The sequence below is a fragment of the Riemerella columbina DSM 16469 genome (assembly GCF_000374405.1).
Taxonomy (GTDB): domain Bacteria; phylum Bacteroidota; class Bacteroidia; order Flavobacteriales; family Weeksellaceae; genus Riemerella; species Riemerella columbina.
This window is the reverse complement of record NZ_KB894221.1, coordinates 26623-44240: the sequence shown is the minus strand read 5'-3', so window position 1 is coordinate 44240 and position 17618 is coordinate 26623. Positions and strand designations below refer to the sequence as shown.

Below are 17618 nucleotides of genomic sequence, written 5' to 3'. Positions count from 1 at the left end.
AATAATCGCATCAATGCTTTATTTAGTGCGTTGATGCGATTATTTTTTTAAGAGTTTTTAACATCTTACTTTGTGAAGAGTAATTCTCTATATTTTGTCATTGGCCAAAGCTCATCGTCTACCATCATTTCCAGTGTATCAGAGGCTTCACGGATTTTATCAAACTTAGGTTTTACTTCTTTACAATAGAATTCCGCTTGTTTTTGATGATTTTTAATGGTTCGTGCTTTAGATTTTGCTTCTAAAAGTTCGTCTACCCCTACTTTAATTTGTGAGACATTTTTAGAAATATCTTTGATGAGTTCCATTTGTTCCTTACCTAAGGCTTTAAACTCCTCATCTCCAAAAATTTCTTTTAGCCCTTTTACATTATCAATCAATCGATTTTGATATTTCAATGCTGCAGGAACAATATGGTTTCGGGCAATATCAGAAAGGACTTTGGCTTCTATATCTATATTGGCACAATACTTTTCTAATTTTATTTCATTTCGAGCCTCAAATTCTCTGTGGTTATAGATGCCCAATTCCTCAAACAAATCAATGAATTTTTGGTCTAATTCCTTCTTAAGAGCTTCTGGTGTGGTCTTCAAATTATTAAGTCCACGTTTTTTAGCTTCTTTAGCCCAGTTGTCTGAATAGCCATCTCCTTCAAAGATAATGCGTTTACAATCTTTTATATACTCTCTCAGTACATTAAAAATTGCCTCATCTTTTTTAAGTTTTTTCTTTTGAATTAATGTGTCTACTTCTTCTTTAAATAGTTTTAATTGTTTAGCCACCATAGCATTAAGAGCCGTCATAGGTTCACCACAATTGGCAGAAGAGCCTACCGCTCTAAGTTCAAATTTATTCCCTGTAAAGGCAAATGGCGAAGTACGGTTTCTATCGGTATTATCTAAAAGGATTTCAGGGATTTTCCCAACCACATTCAGTTTTAAATCGGTTTTTTCCTCAGGGGAAAGTTTGCCATCAGTTACTTTTTCTAATTCCTCTAATACAGAAAATAACTGCGAGCCTATAAAGGCAGAAATGATAGCGGGTGGAGCTTCATTGGCACCTAATCTATGGTCGTTACTAGATGAAGCAATACTGGCTCTCAGCAAATCGGAATAATCGTGTACCGCCTTAAGGGTATTAATAAAGAAGGTTAAGAACTGTAAATTCTTTTTAGGGTTTTTACCTGGGCTTAATAAGTTTTCTCCTGTATCTGTTGCTAGAGACCAATTGTTGTGCTTACCACTACCATTAACGCCTGCAAAAGGTTTTTCGTGGAATAAAATATGGAAATGGTGCTTGTGTGCTACCCTTGCCATGATGTCCATCAACAATGAATTATGGTCTACCGCCACATTGGTTTCCTCAAACATAGGAGCCAATTCAAACTGGTTGGGCGCCACTTCATTATGCCTTGTGGTAGCAGGAATCCCCAGTTTCATACATTCTACTTCCAGTTCCTTCATAAAGTTCATCACTCTGGTAGGAATAGAACCGAAATAGTGGTCATCCAATTGCTGTCCTTTCGCGGAGGAATGTCCTAAAAGGGTACGCCCTGTGAAAATTAAATCGGGGCGAGATTGGTATAAGGCACTATCAATTAAGAAATATTCCTGTTCCCAACCGAGGGTAGCACTAACTTTAGTTACATTTTTATCAAAATAGGCTTTGCAGATACTCGTAGCGGCTTCATCTACGGCATAGAGTGCCTTTAGTAAAGGGGTTTTGTAGTCTAAGGTTTCCCCAGTATAAGAAATAAATATCGAAGGGATACATAGCGTAGTGCCTACAATAAAGGCCGGTGAAGTAGGGTCCCAAGCGGTGTATCCTCTTGCTTCAAAAGTATTTCTAATACCTCCGTTGGGGAAAGATGAGGCGTCTGGCTCTTGCTGTATGAGCATTCCTCCATTAAAGCGTTCTATTGCTCTATCACCTTCAATAGGCGAGAAAAAAGAATCGTGTTTTTCGGCGGTAGACCCCGTTAAAGGTTGAAACCAGTGCGTATAATGGGTAGCGCCTTTAGATAATGCCCAATCCTTCATGGCTACTGCCACTTGGTCGGCAATATGGCGTTGGATTTTAGACCCTTTTTTTACCGCATCCATAATGGAACTGAAGGCTTCCTTAGTTAGGTAGGCTCTCATCGTTTGTTCCGAAAATACATTTTCGCAAAAGAGTTCGGAAAGTTTTTTAGGGATTTCTACGGCATTATCCTTTCTAAAATTCATAAAAGGTAATGCAGACAAAGCTTTAAATCTTAATAGTGACATAATAGGGTGTATTTTATGGGGCTAATTTACAAAAATTAACAATATAAAATAAAAATACCCTTAAAAAATTAAGGGTAACTATGTTGAAGTTGTAAAAAATATCAATTAAGACTCTATTAAGGCTTCATCAATAAAGTATTGAATAATGGCTTTTTTCATTAACAGAGATTGTTCATTAGGTTTTAATTCTGGTAAGGGTTCTAATTCTTGGTAGTGTGGCCAGCCATCGTCGTCATAACGCTCAAATTTATAATAGCCAAAAGGTTCTAGCAACCTACAAACAGCAATGTGTAGCAAGTTGAGTTTGTCGTCTTTAGTGTAGTTTTGTTTGCCACCGCCTAGTTCTTGTACCCCAATAAGGAATAGCATAGTTTCAATGGGCGGATGGGTTTCGGCTTGAAAGTGTTCTATAAAAAATGCTTCTACCTTGTCCCAAAGTTCTCGTTCTGTGCTCCTCATGGTTATATAAATTTACTTTCCACTAAAGTCCATAGCCTTTGGGCGTATTCATCTACCTTATCCCAATTTCTTTCGTAGTAAACATCGCTGAGGTATTCGCGAGCAGCATCCAAATCGTCAAAGGTGTTCAGGCGATTAATGGTGTCATTGAGTTCTACTTGGCTACCACCAAACAACATTTTTGTAAATGCCAATCGGTCGTTTAGGTCTAATTTAAAATCGGTGGTTGGGGTTGGTTTTGGCGTGTTTTTAGGCGGTTCGGGATTGGTTTGTTCTGTTTCGGCGAGTAGTTCCTCATCAAAAAGACTTTGGGTTTTGATATTTTTTATTTGAGCGAGTTTTATTTTTCGGGCTTCGGCTTGCTGTGGAGTTTCAGTAGGTGTTTGGGGTGAGTCTTCTTTAGGCGATATGGTTGAAGGTTGAGGTTCTTCCACTTCGTTTATTGGGTTGGTATTTTCAACGAAGGGTTCTTCTTTAATTGGGGTATCATCGGTGATAAATTCAAACTCAATTTCTTCTTTGGTTTCGGTTAAGACGATTTCTGTTTCTGGTAAAGGCTTGGTTTCCTCTTCCAAAGGCTCATCTATACTTTTGTTTTCAATAGGCTCGTTGTGTTCCTCAGCAATAGGTTCACGGGCTGTTGTATCTTCATATTTAGGGAATAATATGTCCTGCTGAGACCTAAGAGATTCTACAAAACTAATTTTTTCGTACAAGGATAAAAGGATTTGCTTTTTTGAAATTAAATCGTCGATACTTTGAACTGTATCCAAGTCTTTGAAGAGTGATTGACAATCGTCTAAAATTTTATTTTCAATTTGGGATAAAGTATTCATGATGGATAAATTCTGATTTATTTTGCTTAATTTTGGGGTTCTTATTTTTTTGCTAAAATATAAAATGTTTTTAGAAAATACAATAAATCACGCGAAACAAAGTGGCTGGATGGAAGTCATCTGCGGCTCTATGTTTTCTGGAAAAACCGAAGAATTGATACGCCGACTTCGTAGAGCGGAAATGGCAGGGCTCAATGTGGAAATTTTTAAACCTAAACTCGATACCCGCTATTCCGAAGAGGATGTAGTTTCCCACAATCGAAACAAAATTAGAAGTACCGCGGTCGAAACACCAGATGAGATTTTGCTTCTAGGTGCTAATTGCGATGTGGTGGGCATAGACGAAGCCCAGTTTTTTGATGAAAGCATTGTTGAAATTGCCAATACCTTAGCCAATAATGGTGTTCGGGTGGTGATTGCAGGTTTGGATATGGATTTTAGGGGGCGCCCATTTGGACCTATGCCTAATTTGATGGCAACGGCTGAATATGTAACTAAAGTACACGCCATTTGCCGTCGTACGGGAAATCTTGCTAACTATTCTATGCGTATTTCCGAAAGTGATCATCTGGTGGAGCTTGGCGAAACCGAAAGCTATGAAGCGGTAAGTCGCCGAGTGTTTGTTGATGAATTTTTAAAATCCAAATCCTAAAGCCATGCAGTATACCCTTCAACAAATTGCTGATATAACCAATGCAACGCTTATTGGAACGGGTAGCCATACTATTCGGCATATCGCTTTTGATACGCGAACGATTTATTCGGTACAGCATACCGCGTTTATCGCTATAAAAACCCATAAAAACAATGGCGAAAAATATATCGAACGGGCAATAGAAAAGGGGATAAAAACTATAATTTCCGAACATAAAACACATGATGCCGAAGGGGTGTCTTGGCTGATTGTTGAAAATGCCCATGCCTTTCTGCATACCTTAGCCCAATTTCATTTGAAACAACACCCTATCACTACAATTGGCATCACGGGAAGCAATGGCAAAACAACGGTTAAGGAATGGCTATACCAATGCCTTGCCGACGACTACCGAACGGTAAAAAGCCCTAAAAGTTTTAATTCTCAACTGGGACTACCATTGTCCTTGCTAAAAATTGACCAAGGTGATGCACTAGGTATTTTTGAAGTGGGAATTTCTCAACCTAAAGAAATGGCGGTGCTTGAACAAATTTTTTCGCCGAAAATAGGATTGTTGACGCATGTTGGCTCAGCTCATTTATCTAATTTTGAGGATGAAAAAACCTTAATTAAAGAAAAATTACAACTTTTTAAACATACCCCAACGATTATCTATAATGGGGACAATCCTTTGGTAAAAGACTACATCACCTCGATTTATCCTGATAGACAACTGATTTCCTATGGCTTAAATCAAGGCAATGAGGTAAGTATCGTTTCGGATTTCCAAAATAGAGCGTTGCCCCTTTCGATTAAATGTGGAGGCAGAACATTTGAACTGCCCGCCCAGCAAAGAGATAGTGTAACGCTAATCAATGCCTTAGCCGTTATAGCAGTACTAGATTTTTTAGGGTATCCCGATGCGCAAATCATTGAAAAAATCAATGCCTTAAAGAGTATTGAGATGCGTTTGGAAAGTGTAAATGGGATTCGTGATAATTTGATTATTAACGATTCGTACAACTTAGATTTAGATTCGCTAAGAATGGCTTTCGAGTTTATAAAAACTTATAACAAGCCTTTAAAGTCCTTAATTATTACTGATTTTGTAGAAAAAGCCAATGCGGAGCAACTTTATAAAGAAGTGGTAACCCTTACTAACGAACAGCAATTTAATAAGGTTTTTTTAATCGGTAATGAAATCACCCAATATCAAAATGAATTTGAAACCGAAGTTTTTAGTTTCCAAGATATTGATGGCTTATTTAAAAGTCCTTTTTTTAATCAAATCGAACATCAATTAATTTTATTAAAAGGGGCAAGGAAGTTTGAAATTGAAAAGATAAAAGCCTATTTGGAACTTCAGAAACACGACACCGTTTTAGAAGTTAATCTCAATAATATTCTGCATAATATTACCATTCATAAAAATCTACTAAAGCCTGAAACTAAAATGATGGCGATGGTAAAAGCACATTCGTATGGCTTAGGAGGCTACGAAATTGCAGAGTTTCTTCAACATCATCATTTGGATTATTTGGGCGTTGCAGTAGCAGATGAAGGGGTAGAACTTCGCAAACACGGCATCACGCTACCCATTGTAGTTATGAACCCAGAACAACACAGTTATAACACCATTATCGACTACCATTTAGAGCCTAATATTTATAGTTTTAGAGTGCTGGAATTGTTTTATGAACAAGTGAAATCTAAAGGTTATGAAGGATATTATCCCATCCATATTAAACTGGAAACGGGAATGCATCGGCTAGGCTTTAAACCTCATGAAATCCCTCAACTCATCGAGCGTTTAAGTCAAATGAAACTTAAAGTCATCAGTGTTTTTAGTCATTTGTCTAGTTCGGATATGCCTGAGGAGCAAGACTATACTTTGATGCAATGCCAAACTTTTGAGCAATTATCTCATCAGTTGATTGAAGGATTAGGCTATACCCCTATGCGACATATTTTAAATTCAGCAGGCATCACTAATTATACAGATTACCAAATGGATATGGTGCGTATTGGCATTGGTATGGTCGGAGTGTCTAGCAATCCTAAGATTAAATCCTTGCTTCAACCCGCTATTGCGTTTAAATCGGTGATTTCTCAAATTTCAGAAATTGAAGCCGATGATAGTGTGAGCTATGGTAGACGCTTTAAGGCTCTACAACCGACGCGTATTGCAACAATTCCCGTTGGCTATGCTGATGGAGTGCCGAGATTGGTAGGCAATGGTGTAGGAAAAGTTAATATTAATGGAACATTGTGCCCAATAGTAGGTAGTGTATGTATGGATATGATGATGGTAAATTTAGAAAACATTCCAGCCAAAGAAGGCGACGAAGTGATTATTTTTTATGAACAACCTTCTATTGAAGATTTTGCCCATGCTTGCCAAACTATTCCGTATGAAGTCCTAACTTCTATTTCCCGACGCGTTAAGCGGATTTATATTAAAGATTAAAATTTACAACATGAACCTCAACCAAATCCAACAACCCTATATCCAAAAATTTCCAGGCGACTTCTCTAATGACCCTATGCAAAGGCAAACGCCTAAAATGCTCTTTGCCACTACAATCCCTGTGGAGTTTGAGGGGTATAAAGTTATTGCATTTAATGAACACTTAAGTCAGGAGATAGGGTTAGGAAAATTAGAAACGGCTCAGGATAAAGCTTTTTTAGCGGCTCAAAATTTACCTCAAAATATAAAATCTTATGCTACCGCTTATGCAGGACATCAGTTTGGCAATTGGGCAGGGCAGTTAGGCGATGGTCGGGCTATTTTTGCAGGCACAATCATTAATGATAGAAGACAACTTACGGAACTACAATGGAAAGGGGCTGGGGCAACGCCTTATTCCAGATTTGCTGATGGGCGTGCCGTGCTAAGGTCTTCTGTAAGGGAATATTTAATGAGTGAAGCAATACATCATTTGGGTATTCCTACCACCAGAGCCTTGTCATTATGTGAAACGGGCGAGTCCGTAGTGCGAGATATTTTGTATAATGGTAATGCTAAGCCAGAAAAAGGCGCCGTAGTGATGCGAACCGCCCCAACTTTTTTGAGGTTTGGACATTTTCAATTACTTACTGCTCAAGAAGAAATTGATACGCTAAAACAATTAGCAGATGATACTATAACACATTATTTTCCAGAGATTGAAGTAGATGAGCCTCAACCTTATCATCAATTATTTAAACAAATTACTCAGAAAACTGTTGAGATGATTGTGGGGTGGTATCGTGTGGGCTTTACCCATGGTGTGATGAATACAGATAACATGAGTATTTTAGGCTTAACCATAGATTATGGTCCGTTTTCCATGCTTGATGCTTACGACTTAAACTTCACCCCCAATACCACCGATTTGCCAGGCAGACGCTACGCTTTTGGAAAACAAGCCGAGATTGCTCAATGGAACTTATGGCAACTGGGGAATGCGTTATTTCCATTAATTAAGGAATCCCAATTTATTGAAGATACTTTAGAGGATTTTGCTCAAGAATTTTGGAACGCTTTTGATGCAATGCTTTGTCAAAAGTTTGGGTTGGATAGATTTATAGAAGATGATGTGGAGTTTTTTACACAATGGCAACAACTCATGATGGTATATGAGTTAGATTACACTCTATTTTTTAATGCATTGGAACACTTACACCAACCTATAGAATGGTCTGATATTTCTTATAAATCTTTAACTGCGGAAGACTATGAAGCGTTAAACCAATGGCTATTGACTTATAAAACAAGATTAGAGAAAAACACCTTTAGTGACGATGAGCGCTTGGCATTAATGCAAAAGAATAACCCAAAATTTATCCTTAGAAACTACCTGCTCTACGAATGTATAGAAGCTCTAAACGAAGGCGACAATCAAATGTTTAATCAGTTGCTAGATGCGATAAAAGAACCATATACCAACAAATACCCCCAATGGGCAACCAAAAGACCTTCAAAATACGATGGTGTAGCAGGATGTTCTATGTTGTCGTGTAGTTCGTAATAAAGTTATAAATAAATTGGAATGATTAATTATTTTTTATATAAAGGTGAATTTCGGAGTTGTGAAGATAGTTTTACTTCCACTGTTTTTGATTTATTAAAATATTTACCAGATGAGATTTTTGTGAGAATTTTAAAAAATTCTTTATTTCATCAAAATTTACCTGAATCGGGTAAAATTTTAGAAATGAGTTATTGGGCTAAATGGAAAGCAGAATATACAAATAACAAAAATTTCGTAGAACCTGATTTATTTATTCGTTTTGAAGCATTTGATATGATTATTGAAGTGAAAAGAGGAAATGAGAAACAACAAAACCTTTGGCAAATAGAAAATGAAATTAAGGCTTATTTTAATGAGTTTGAAGGTGATAAAAAAGATTTATATTTTATACAATTAGGTGGTTTACATAATTTAAATAAAGAATCAGACTTAGAAATCAAAAATAAAACAATCAAACTCTATAAAACAAATTGGTCTAAATTATTAGATCAAATTATATTTGAAAGGAAGCAATTAGATAATTTAGATTATTCTTTTACAAATTCATATAAAAGAATTCTTGATGACCTTATCAAGGGCTTTGAGTTACATAATTTTTTCAAAAATGAATGGCTCTGTGATTTGGAATTTACAGATATAACCCAACAGAAATTAGATCATATGTTTAGTTATGCAAAACGATAAAAATATAAAAGAGATTCTTGTTCAAGTTAGAAAAGCCTATAGGTTATTATATAATTACCAAAAAAGTGTATTAGATTTGATTAATTATATTGGTAGATATTATGGCTTTAAGTATAATGGTGGGTATCCAAAATTTAGTAATGCAGCTCCTAATAATGGAGGAGGCAAACTTGAGAATGTTTCATGGGATTGGCTAAACCTATATTTCTATGAGTTCAACTTTGGTTATAAAGAAATTGAAGGGGATAAAATTCACTTTGCTATTTTTCTCATGACCGATTCTGGCTATTTCGATTATAATACAGTGGATAAGCTTGATACGAATTCTTTTAAATCAGTAGAAGATTCTAAGAGTCAACTTATTTTTTTAGTAGGTAAAAATATATGGGAGGTTAGTCAGTGGAGTAATAGATGGAATAATTTTGACTTCATATTTGATAAAGAATTATATATAAATGAAGACTCTAATAAATTGATGATTTCAAAACATTACTTGTTAGAAAATTTTGAAACTGAATACAAAGCAAAGGAGTATTTGGAGCATTTTTTAAATTTTTGTAAAAAAGAATATAATATCGTTTTAAAATAAGTAATTGACTGCACACCTGAGAATTGTCATAATTTTTATTTTTTCTAATTATAAATAATTTCTATAGTTTTGCATATTATATGATGTGCAAAAGAAAACTTTTACTTTGTATTCTAGTGTGTTTTTATTCAGTAGTTTACTCTCAAGACTTTAGTTTAGATATTCAGTTAAAATCAAGTCGAGGAGTAGAGTACTCAGGGTATGCCCAAATTCAACTGACAAATACTAACAATAAAACGCCTTTTATCTATACAACCAGTAATAAAGGACAGCTTAAGTTAGAGCATTTACCACAAGGGATTTATCAGATTAAAACTACCCAACCCAACTATAAAGATTATACCAAAGTATTCCGTCATTATAATCACCAATCTAAGGTATTTTATCTTACACCCTTGGTAACCGATATAGAACAAGTGGTTATTACTGCTAAAGAATCACCTTCGTTGGCAAGTACTTCCGTAATAGATAAGCGAGCCATACAGCATTTGCAACCGTCTAGTTTTACAGATATTTTAGAGCTTTTGCCAGGTGGAAGAGCGAAAGATCCTGTGTTTAATGCCACAAATCAAATTCGTTTAAGAGAAGTAGGAACGAGTAATGAGAATTATGACACCTCTTCACTAGGAACTTTGTTTGTGGTAGATGGGATTAGAAAAAATGTAAATGCTAATATGCAATATATTACGGGACACGAGATGCTGATAGGCAACAATCCTAAAGGCTATGCCGCTAAACGAAGAAATACCATAAATAAAGGTGTAGATATGCGGGCAATTTCTACGGATCAAATAGAGCGTGTGGAAATTGTAAGAGGTGTACCCTCAGTGGAGTATGGAGATTTGACTAGTGGTCTAGTGAAAATCATAAGAAAAAAAGGACATACCAAATACGAGGCGCGTTTTAAAGCCGATGGTTTTAGTAAGTTATTTGCGCTGGGTAAAGGCTTCGGCTTTGATAAAGGCTGGAAAATGAATGTGGGAATAGATTATTTAGATGCCAAATCCGATCCTAGAAATGATTTTGAAAACTATAAACGATTGACGGCTTCAATAAGAACTGAAAAAGAATGGCAATTTAATCAATCTAATTTGGTTTGGAATGCTATGTTGGATTATGGACAATCTATAGATGACGAAAGGGTAGATCCAGATAATGATTTCCAGAGTATAGACCATTATAAATCATCTACTAAAAGTATCATCTTATCTAACCGACTGGAGTGGAATTTTTCACAATCTAAATTTTTAAAGAAAATTAACTTTGATCAATCAGTATCTCAAGGTTATGATAAAATTGAACAAACCCGATTTGTACAAGTCAGTCGCCCTACGGCTGTTCCCAATACAATGAAAGAAGGCGTGTCAGATGGTGTGTTTCTAAAGCCCAATTATACCTCTTATCTAGAAGTTGATGGAAAACCGCTGGATATTTATACTAAACTAACCGCAGATTTTGATTGGGGTTTTGATGCGATTAAAAATGATTTAAAAGTAGGCTCAGAGTGGAGTTACTCTAAAAATAATGGAGAAGGACAAGTTTTTAATCCACTAGAACCACCTTCACCTGATATTGATACTAGGCAAAGAACTTATCGCTCGATTCCTGCGTATCAAACTTTAGCGTATTTTGTGGAAAATAGATCGGAAATTCCTGTGGGTAACCATCGTTTTTCATTTTCGTCGGGTACAAGAGCGACATCGTTGGTGGGCTTAGATGCACGATATCAAATGTCGGGTAAGTATTATTTAGACCCTAGATTTAATTTTAAATGGATGCTACCAGCAGTTACCATCGGTCATAAGAAATTAATAGCGAGTATAGTATATGGTCATGGATTGCAAACGAAGTTTCCTGTGCTTAATTCATTGCATCCAGAGCCACTGTATATAGATTTTGTACAGCTCAATTATTTTCATGATAATCCATTGTATAGAAGGATTAACCTTAGAACACATATCATCAATCCTACCAACTACGATTTACAACCGGCTATCAATCGAAAGAATGAGGTTCGTATGGATTTGTCTTATGGTAAAAACCAACTTTCTGTAACTTATTTTGATGAAAATATGGATACGGGATTTCGTTCTACTTCTTTGTATAGAGTAATGGATTATAAAAAATATGATACCAGCGGTATTGATCATAACCATATTACAAGCCCACCAGATATTAATACTCTACCATATAAGAATATGAGTGTACTATCCACTTATGGCGTTACTTCTAATGGTAGTGAAACATGGAAAAGAGGGATAGAGTTTCAACTAATGACCAAGCGATTTAAGAGTATTAACACAAGATTTACCGTTAATGGTTCTTGGTTTAATACGATTTATAGAAATAGTATAGCCCTATACCGTCGTCCTAAAAAAACAATTTATGATGCTCGTGGTCAGGAATTTTATACGCTTGGACTTTATGAAAATGCAGAAGGTTATAGAGCGGAGCAGTTGAATACTAATTTTATTTTAGATACCTATTTACCGAGTTTAGATTTAGAAATTTCGGCATCATTACAATTTTTATGGTGGAAGGTAAATCAAAATCTAAGGTTAAATGGAACACCAATCGCTTATATCAACCCTGACGGGCAACGCTACCCCTACTTAGAAAAGGATAAGTCGGATTATCTATTGCAATGGCTAAATTACGAATACAACGACATTCTTTTTAGAAAAAAAGAGATACCTATGTCCATGCATACTAATATCAAAGTATCAAAAATTATTTATAAAAATTACCATGTCGCTATGTTTGTTAATAGACTATTCAGTTATTATAAACCTTATGAAGTGGATGGTAAATCAATTAATAGAAGAGGGTTAGTTGATCCTTATTTTGGGATAGAAATGAATTTTAACTTTTAAATATTATTAAATTATGAAAAAAATCTTTACCCTTTCATGTATGGCGTTATCTATGCCATGGAGCGCCCAAGAGTACACCAAAACGTTGGATTTTGGAAATGAAGATGGAGACTATAGAAAATCTGGATTCTATAATTTTGAAAATAACAATGCTACGCTTGTAGAAAATTTTAGTTGGGATGTTGCATTTTACACTAAAGATTCTAATAAAGTAGATATCCGTGTGAATAACACGGGAGGTGTAACGCTTTATTATCCTAACCATGAGGAAAGCGATATTAACAATTATACTAACGAACCTAATATCTATGATGGTTCCATGACTCAGTATATTAATATTTTGGAACAGTGGGGAGAAGGCGGTGCGTTTCAGCAAAATGCTAATGCTAGCGATGCTATGGATTATGGATGGGGAACTAGGCAAGCGGATGGAACCATCCAAGGTAATAAAGTGATTATTTTGAATAGCCCTCGTGGGGAGTATTATAAAATAAAAATCAACTATAAAGATAATTCAGGGTATAATGTGTCTTATGCAAAATATGATGGAAGTGCTTGGGGAGCTGTTAATACAATAGATATTCCGTACACTTCTGGTTCTGAAATGTACACTTATTATAGTATAGCTAATCAACAAACAGTTACAGTAGAACCTAATCAACATTGGGATATCTGGCTACAAGCTTATAAGGTAATTCCAAATACTAGTAAAGGTCCTGGTGGCTATGATGGGTTTGACAACTATTTTGGAGTTTTACAAAATCCAAATATCAAAGTGGCTAAAGTTACAGAGTCTGAAGGAGTTGATGACGTGGCGGATAGTCGTTATAAATCAGAAGCAAATACTATTGGAGACCAATGGAATAAATTGCATGCAAATAATTATGATGAGGATATTCAAATTACCCAAGACAGATATTTCTTTATCAAGAATAATAGCGGAGTATATCGTTTAGAGTTTTTAGCATTAAAGGATATGTTTAATGGTCATAAAACTACTTTTAAAAATAAAAAACTATCTGATAACGGCTTAGGGGTTGATCAAATTGGAGCCACAACAAATGAAAATAAAGTGTATTTGGCAACAAATCCAACCATCAATAAAACTATTGACTTAGTATTCGATTATAAAAATAATGCACATAGAACTTTCAATTTAGTTTTATATAATATGTCAGGACAGCAAGTTTATACAGAGCAATTTAATGAAAGTCAGTCATTTTTCAACAAAAGACTTAAACTGTCGAAATTGCCAGCAGGTATTTATGTGTTAAGATTAGCAGAAGGTCAAATACAAAAAACATTTAAAATCATTTTAAAATAATAACAAATGAAACTATTAATTAAAAATAGCTATCTGATTTTAATGTTGCTATTGCTCTACAACTGCTCTCGTGATGAGGGCGTTGTAGAGCAAACTACAACTGAAGTCAAGGTGACAGCCGCCATAAAGCAGGAAACAACGACTGCTACTATTAAGTATAAAACCTTAACTATTAATTTTAAGGAATTAAACACGGGAAAGACTTTTTCTAAAGAATTAAATGATACTAATACTTTTAATTTAACTTTAGATACAGGGTCTTATGAAATTAGTGCTACTGGGGAAGCAGAAGTTATCCTAAACGGAAATACTGTGGTGTCAAAAGTGAGCGGCTACAAAGATAGTTACCCTATCACAAGTAATACAAAAACTTTGGATTTAGATTTATTTATAAGTCCAACACAAACAGATTTTGTAATAGAAGAAGTCTTTTTCACAGGAACTCTTACGCCAGAAGGTAAGCAATATAATGACGATAAGTATTTTAAAATTTATAATAATACAGATAAAATCCTCTATGCGGATGGGTTAATGATTAGCCAATCTGAGTTTTTAACTACGGATAAGCAAGTTTATACACCTAATATTATGGATAAAGCCCATGCCGTAACGGCAATTATTATGATTCCTGGAAATGGAACACAGTATCCTGTAAAACCGGGGGAATATATCTTAGTGGCTGATACAGCGATTGACCATAAAGAGTTTAACCCTAAATCTTATGATTTAAGAACAGCAGATTTTGAATTCTATAAAGAAGGTATGGCAGATATAGATAACCCTAATGTTCCTAATACCATTAATGTATTTTCGAGAATGGTCATGCACAATCGTGGCTTTACAGCTTATACTATTTCTAGATTGCCACAAGGTATGACGGTAGAGCAATATCTAAAGGATTATAAATACCATTATAAATACGATTTTGTTTGGAATGGTGTAACTTATCCTATGTCGGGTGATGCTTACTCTATACCTAATGAATGGATTAAAGATGCCGTAAACTTAAGCGTGGCTTCAGAGTTTCAGTGGTTGGTTACCGCTCCTTCCATAGATAGGGGATGGACTTATTGTGGAACTAAAAATTCGGATAAAACGAGATATGGTAAAAGCGTGATCAGAAAAACACTAGGTTTTAACCAGTCTGGAAAAAAAGTATTAATGGATACTAATAATTCCACGGTAGATTTTATACCAGAATCTAAACCATCGTATGATAAAAATTAATAGATAATCATGAACTTTCGTTCCATTTTACTGTTTTTACTAGCTTTTAATATGATTTCAGCACAAGAAATAAAGGCTGTTTTAGATACGCTATACGAAGGTGCCTCAGCTCATCAGCAATTATATAATAATGTAATAGATAACCCTGCACAACAATATCTAAAACATTATACTGCTATATCTGAATTAAGTTTAGGTTGGCAGGCTCAAAACAAAGAAGTTTACCTTGTACAGCAAGACCAAGGAAGCCAAGGGTTAAATATTCAAACCCAATCTTATATGAAGCTAAATGATAACCATATCGTTTGGGGTAAGGCTAGCTACACTTCTTTAAAAAGAAAACAAGTGGTGTGGAACGAAAGTTCTGATTATAATACAATATTTCCATATGTATCCGCTGATGATGTTGGTGGAAATTTGGATAAGGAACTATATGATATTTTAGGTGGATATAATCGAAGATTTAATTCTATTCAGTTGGGTGTAGAAGCTGCTTATAGTGCATCTAATGAGTATCGGAATATAGATCCTAGACCGAAAAATGTGGTTTCTGATTTTAAACTTAGCATAGGAGTAGCTAAGGAGTGGCGAGATTACAGTATGGGGCTTAGTGGGTTTGCAAGAAAATACAGTCAGTCTAATGATATTCAGTTTTATAATAATTTAGGCTCAACATCAATTTACCATATGACTGGATTAGGAACTTATAACAATCTATTTATAGGAAATAAATTGTCTTCGTTTTATGATGGCTATGGTTATGGCAGCTCATTAGATTTAATTAATAAAAATACTAATGGACTAATGGCTAGCATTGGCTATAAAAATTTTAAACTAGATAAAATTATGACTTCTTTTCAGGATTTGGTAGCTTCTAGTACTGATGATCATTGTGTTTCTGCAAAGCTTTACTACGGACTTTTGGGTAATTCACTTAATACAACCTTTATGTTGGTAGGGAATTATCAAAACCGCAAAGGATACGAAGGTATTTTCTATAATCAGACTTCAACGAATTATACGAATTTGGGAGCCGCACAGCGGTATCATTACCGATATCAAAGCCTCAATTTTTCAACTAATTTAGAAAGTAAGCAAGGTAATATCCGTTGGTCAGTAGCGCCATTTGCTGAGGTCAATTTTCAAGAGGAAACTTATCGCTCCAATGTAGTTAAACAATCTTATACGCGTTTAAATTCAGGGGTTAAAGGTTATTTGCCTTTGAAATTTAGCCAAAGTTTGTTGCAATTAAATGCCCAGTTTGTATGGTCTGAAGTAATGAGCTTTACCAATCATTTTGGTTATGCGTATCCCGTTCAAGGGATAGAAGATATGATGCATCATAATGCAGAGTTTTTAAAATCAGACTTTTTACTTTTTCAATTAGATGCTAAGTACAGTTTTAAACTATCGAATATTGGGTATGCATTTATAAGTTCGGATGCCGTATGGCAGCATTTTACCAATCAGAATAATTTAGGGTATCAATTTGTGGTAGGTTTTATGTTTTAATACAATGAAGAAATTAATCCCCATTGCGTGTTTGCTATTTGTGCTTTATGCATTTACAAACCAGCTTAATTTTGAGCAGGAGGGTATTCCTATTGAAGAATACCGAAAATTATACAGCCAGCCGATAAAGGATTGGCCCAAACCAAATATTGATAGTGGGGTCGTGTGGCAGGAGTTTCAACCCATTGCCTATAACGATGCTTATGCTAAGGATATGGAAAATCCCATCAATATTTTAGGGAAAATGTTGTTCTTTGATCCAAAACTATCGGGTTCCAATCAGATTTCGTGTAGTAGTTGCCACGATCCAGAAATGGGTTGGTCAGACGGTAGAGAACACGCACTTGGAAACGACCATTTGCTGGGAAATCGTAATTCATTATCTTTATTCAATGTAGGCGAACGGAAATCGTTTTTTTGGGATGGCAGAGCCTCTAGTTTGGAAGAACAAGCCAATGGACCCATCACTGCCTTACACGAAATGAATACCACACCTAAAACAATGGTGAAAAAATTAAAACGGATTAAAGGTTACCAAGTTCTGTTTGCTAATGCCTTTGGAGATAAAAAGGTCACTTATGAGAGAGTGCTAAAAGCTCTAGCTTCTTTCCAAAAGACCATTAAAAGTAACCCTTCCCGATTTGATGAGTTTTTAGAGGGTAACTATAAAGCTTTAACCGATGAGGAAATTTATGGCATGCATATTTTCAGAACCAAAGCACGATGTATGAATTGCCACTCTGGAAAATACTTTACCGACGAGCAATTCCATAATATAGGTTTAACTTACTACAAAAGAGAATACGAAGACTTGGGACGCTACAACATTACCAAGAAGAAAGAAGATGTGGGTAAATTTAGAACGCCTTCACTTAGAGATGTGATGATTACAGCACCATGGATGCACAATGGCTTTTTTGATGATATGCAGGGGGTTATCAGTATGTACAATAGTGGCATGCAAATGATGAACCCTACAGCGAAGGAAAAACTAAAAGACTCCCTATTTCCGTCTACAGACCTGCTGTTACAACCGCTTGACCTTACCGTAGGCGAAGCAGAGGCTTTAGAGGCTTTCCTAAAAGCCATCAGCAATACCAAATACAAAATGAGCCGTCCTCAATTCCCAGTGAAATAAGTTTTAGCAAAAATAGCCTACCACATACCGTCTAAGCATAACTAAAATTCTTCTTATCTTTG

At 35.4% G+C, this 17618-nt stretch carries 13 protein-coding genes; 10 read left to right on the top strand and 3 right to left on the bottom strand.

Annotation, left to right across the window (positions count from 1 at the left end; genetic code table 11):
• Positions 1-65 precede the first annotated feature (65 nt).
• The 3 genes from C237_RS0103095 to C237_RS13865 all read right to left on the bottom strand — a co-directional run bounded on the left by C237_RS0103095 (position 66) and on the right by C237_RS13865 (position 3562).
• Complete coding sequence (locus C237_RS0103095) at positions 66-2267, bottom strand: glutamine synthetase III family protein (protein WP_018675032.1); 2202 nt, start codon at positions 2265-2267, stop codon at positions 66-68.
• 105 nt (positions 2268-2372) lie between these two features.
• Complete coding sequence (locus tag C237_RS0103090; RefSeq protein WP_018675031.1) at positions 2373-2726, bottom strand: hypothetical protein; 354 nt, start codon at positions 2724-2726, stop codon at positions 2373-2375.
• Positions 2727-2728: 2 nt separating this feature from the next.
• Positions 2729-3562, bottom strand: a complete 834-nt coding sequence (locus C237_RS13865) for a hypothetical protein (RefSeq protein ID WP_018675030.1) — start codon at positions 3560-3562, stop codon at positions 2729-2731.
• 64 nt (positions 3563-3626) lie between these two features.
• On the opposite strand from C237_RS13865, the gene C237_RS0103080 reads away from it, so the two are divergent.
• From C237_RS0103080 to C237_RS0103035, 10 genes are all read left to right on the top strand, one after another.
• Entirely contained in the window at positions 3627-4214 is a 588-nt protein-coding gene (locus tag C237_RS0103080) for a thymidine kinase (protein ID WP_018675029.1), read from the top strand.
• A 4-nt stretch (positions 4215-4218) separates the two neighbouring features.
• Positions 4219-6663, top strand: coding sequence for a bifunctional UDP-N-acetylmuramoyl-tripeptide:D-alanyl-D-alanine ligase/alanine racemase (locus C237_RS0103075; protein ID WP_018675028.1), 2445 nt, complete (start codon positions 4219-4221; stop codon positions 6661-6663).
• 10 nt (positions 6664-6673) lie between these two features.
• Complete coding sequence (locus C237_RS0103070; protein WP_018675027.1) at positions 6674-8206, top strand: protein adenylyltransferase SelO; 1533 nt, start codon at positions 6674-6676, stop codon at positions 8204-8206.
• Between the two features lie 21 nt (positions 8207-8227).
• A complete protein-coding gene (locus C237_RS0103065; RefSeq protein WP_018675026.1) occupies positions 8228-8893 on the top strand; it encodes a hypothetical protein in 666 nt (221 codons plus the stop codon).
• A complete protein-coding gene (locus C237_RS0103060; protein WP_018675025.1) occupies positions 8880-9482 on the top strand; it encodes a hypothetical protein in 603 nt (200 codons plus the stop codon). The genes C237_RS0103065 and C237_RS0103060 overlap by 14 nt, the downstream gene beginning before the upstream one ends.
• An 80-nt stretch (positions 9483-9562) precedes the next feature.
• Positions 9563-12355, top strand: a complete 2793-nt coding sequence (locus C237_RS0103055) for a TonB-dependent receptor plug domain-containing protein (protein ID WP_245539692.1) — start codon at positions 9563-9565, stop codon at positions 12353-12355.
• 13 nt (positions 12356-12368) lie between these two features.
• Entirely contained in the window at positions 12369-13679 is a 1311-nt protein-coding gene (locus C237_RS0103050) for a T9SS type A sorting domain-containing protein (RefSeq protein ID WP_026315459.1), read from the top strand.
• A 6-nt stretch (positions 13680-13685) separates the two neighbouring features.
• Positions 13686-14906 (top strand): DUF4876 domain-containing protein, encoded by a 1221-nt coding sequence (locus C237_RS0103045; protein WP_018675022.1) that lies wholly within the window; start codon positions 13686-13688, stop codon positions 14904-14906.
• 9 nt (positions 14907-14915) lie between these two features.
• Positions 14916-16418, top strand: a complete 1503-nt coding sequence (locus C237_RS0103040) for a DUF6850 family outer membrane beta-barrel protein (RefSeq protein WP_156809709.1) — start codon at positions 14916-14918, stop codon at positions 16416-16418.
• 4 nt (positions 16419-16422) lie between these two features.
• A complete protein-coding gene (locus tag C237_RS0103035; protein ID WP_018675020.1) occupies positions 16423-17556 on the top strand; it encodes a cytochrome-c peroxidase in 1134 nt (377 codons plus the stop codon).
• The last annotated feature ends 62 nt before the right edge of the window (positions 17557-17618 follow it).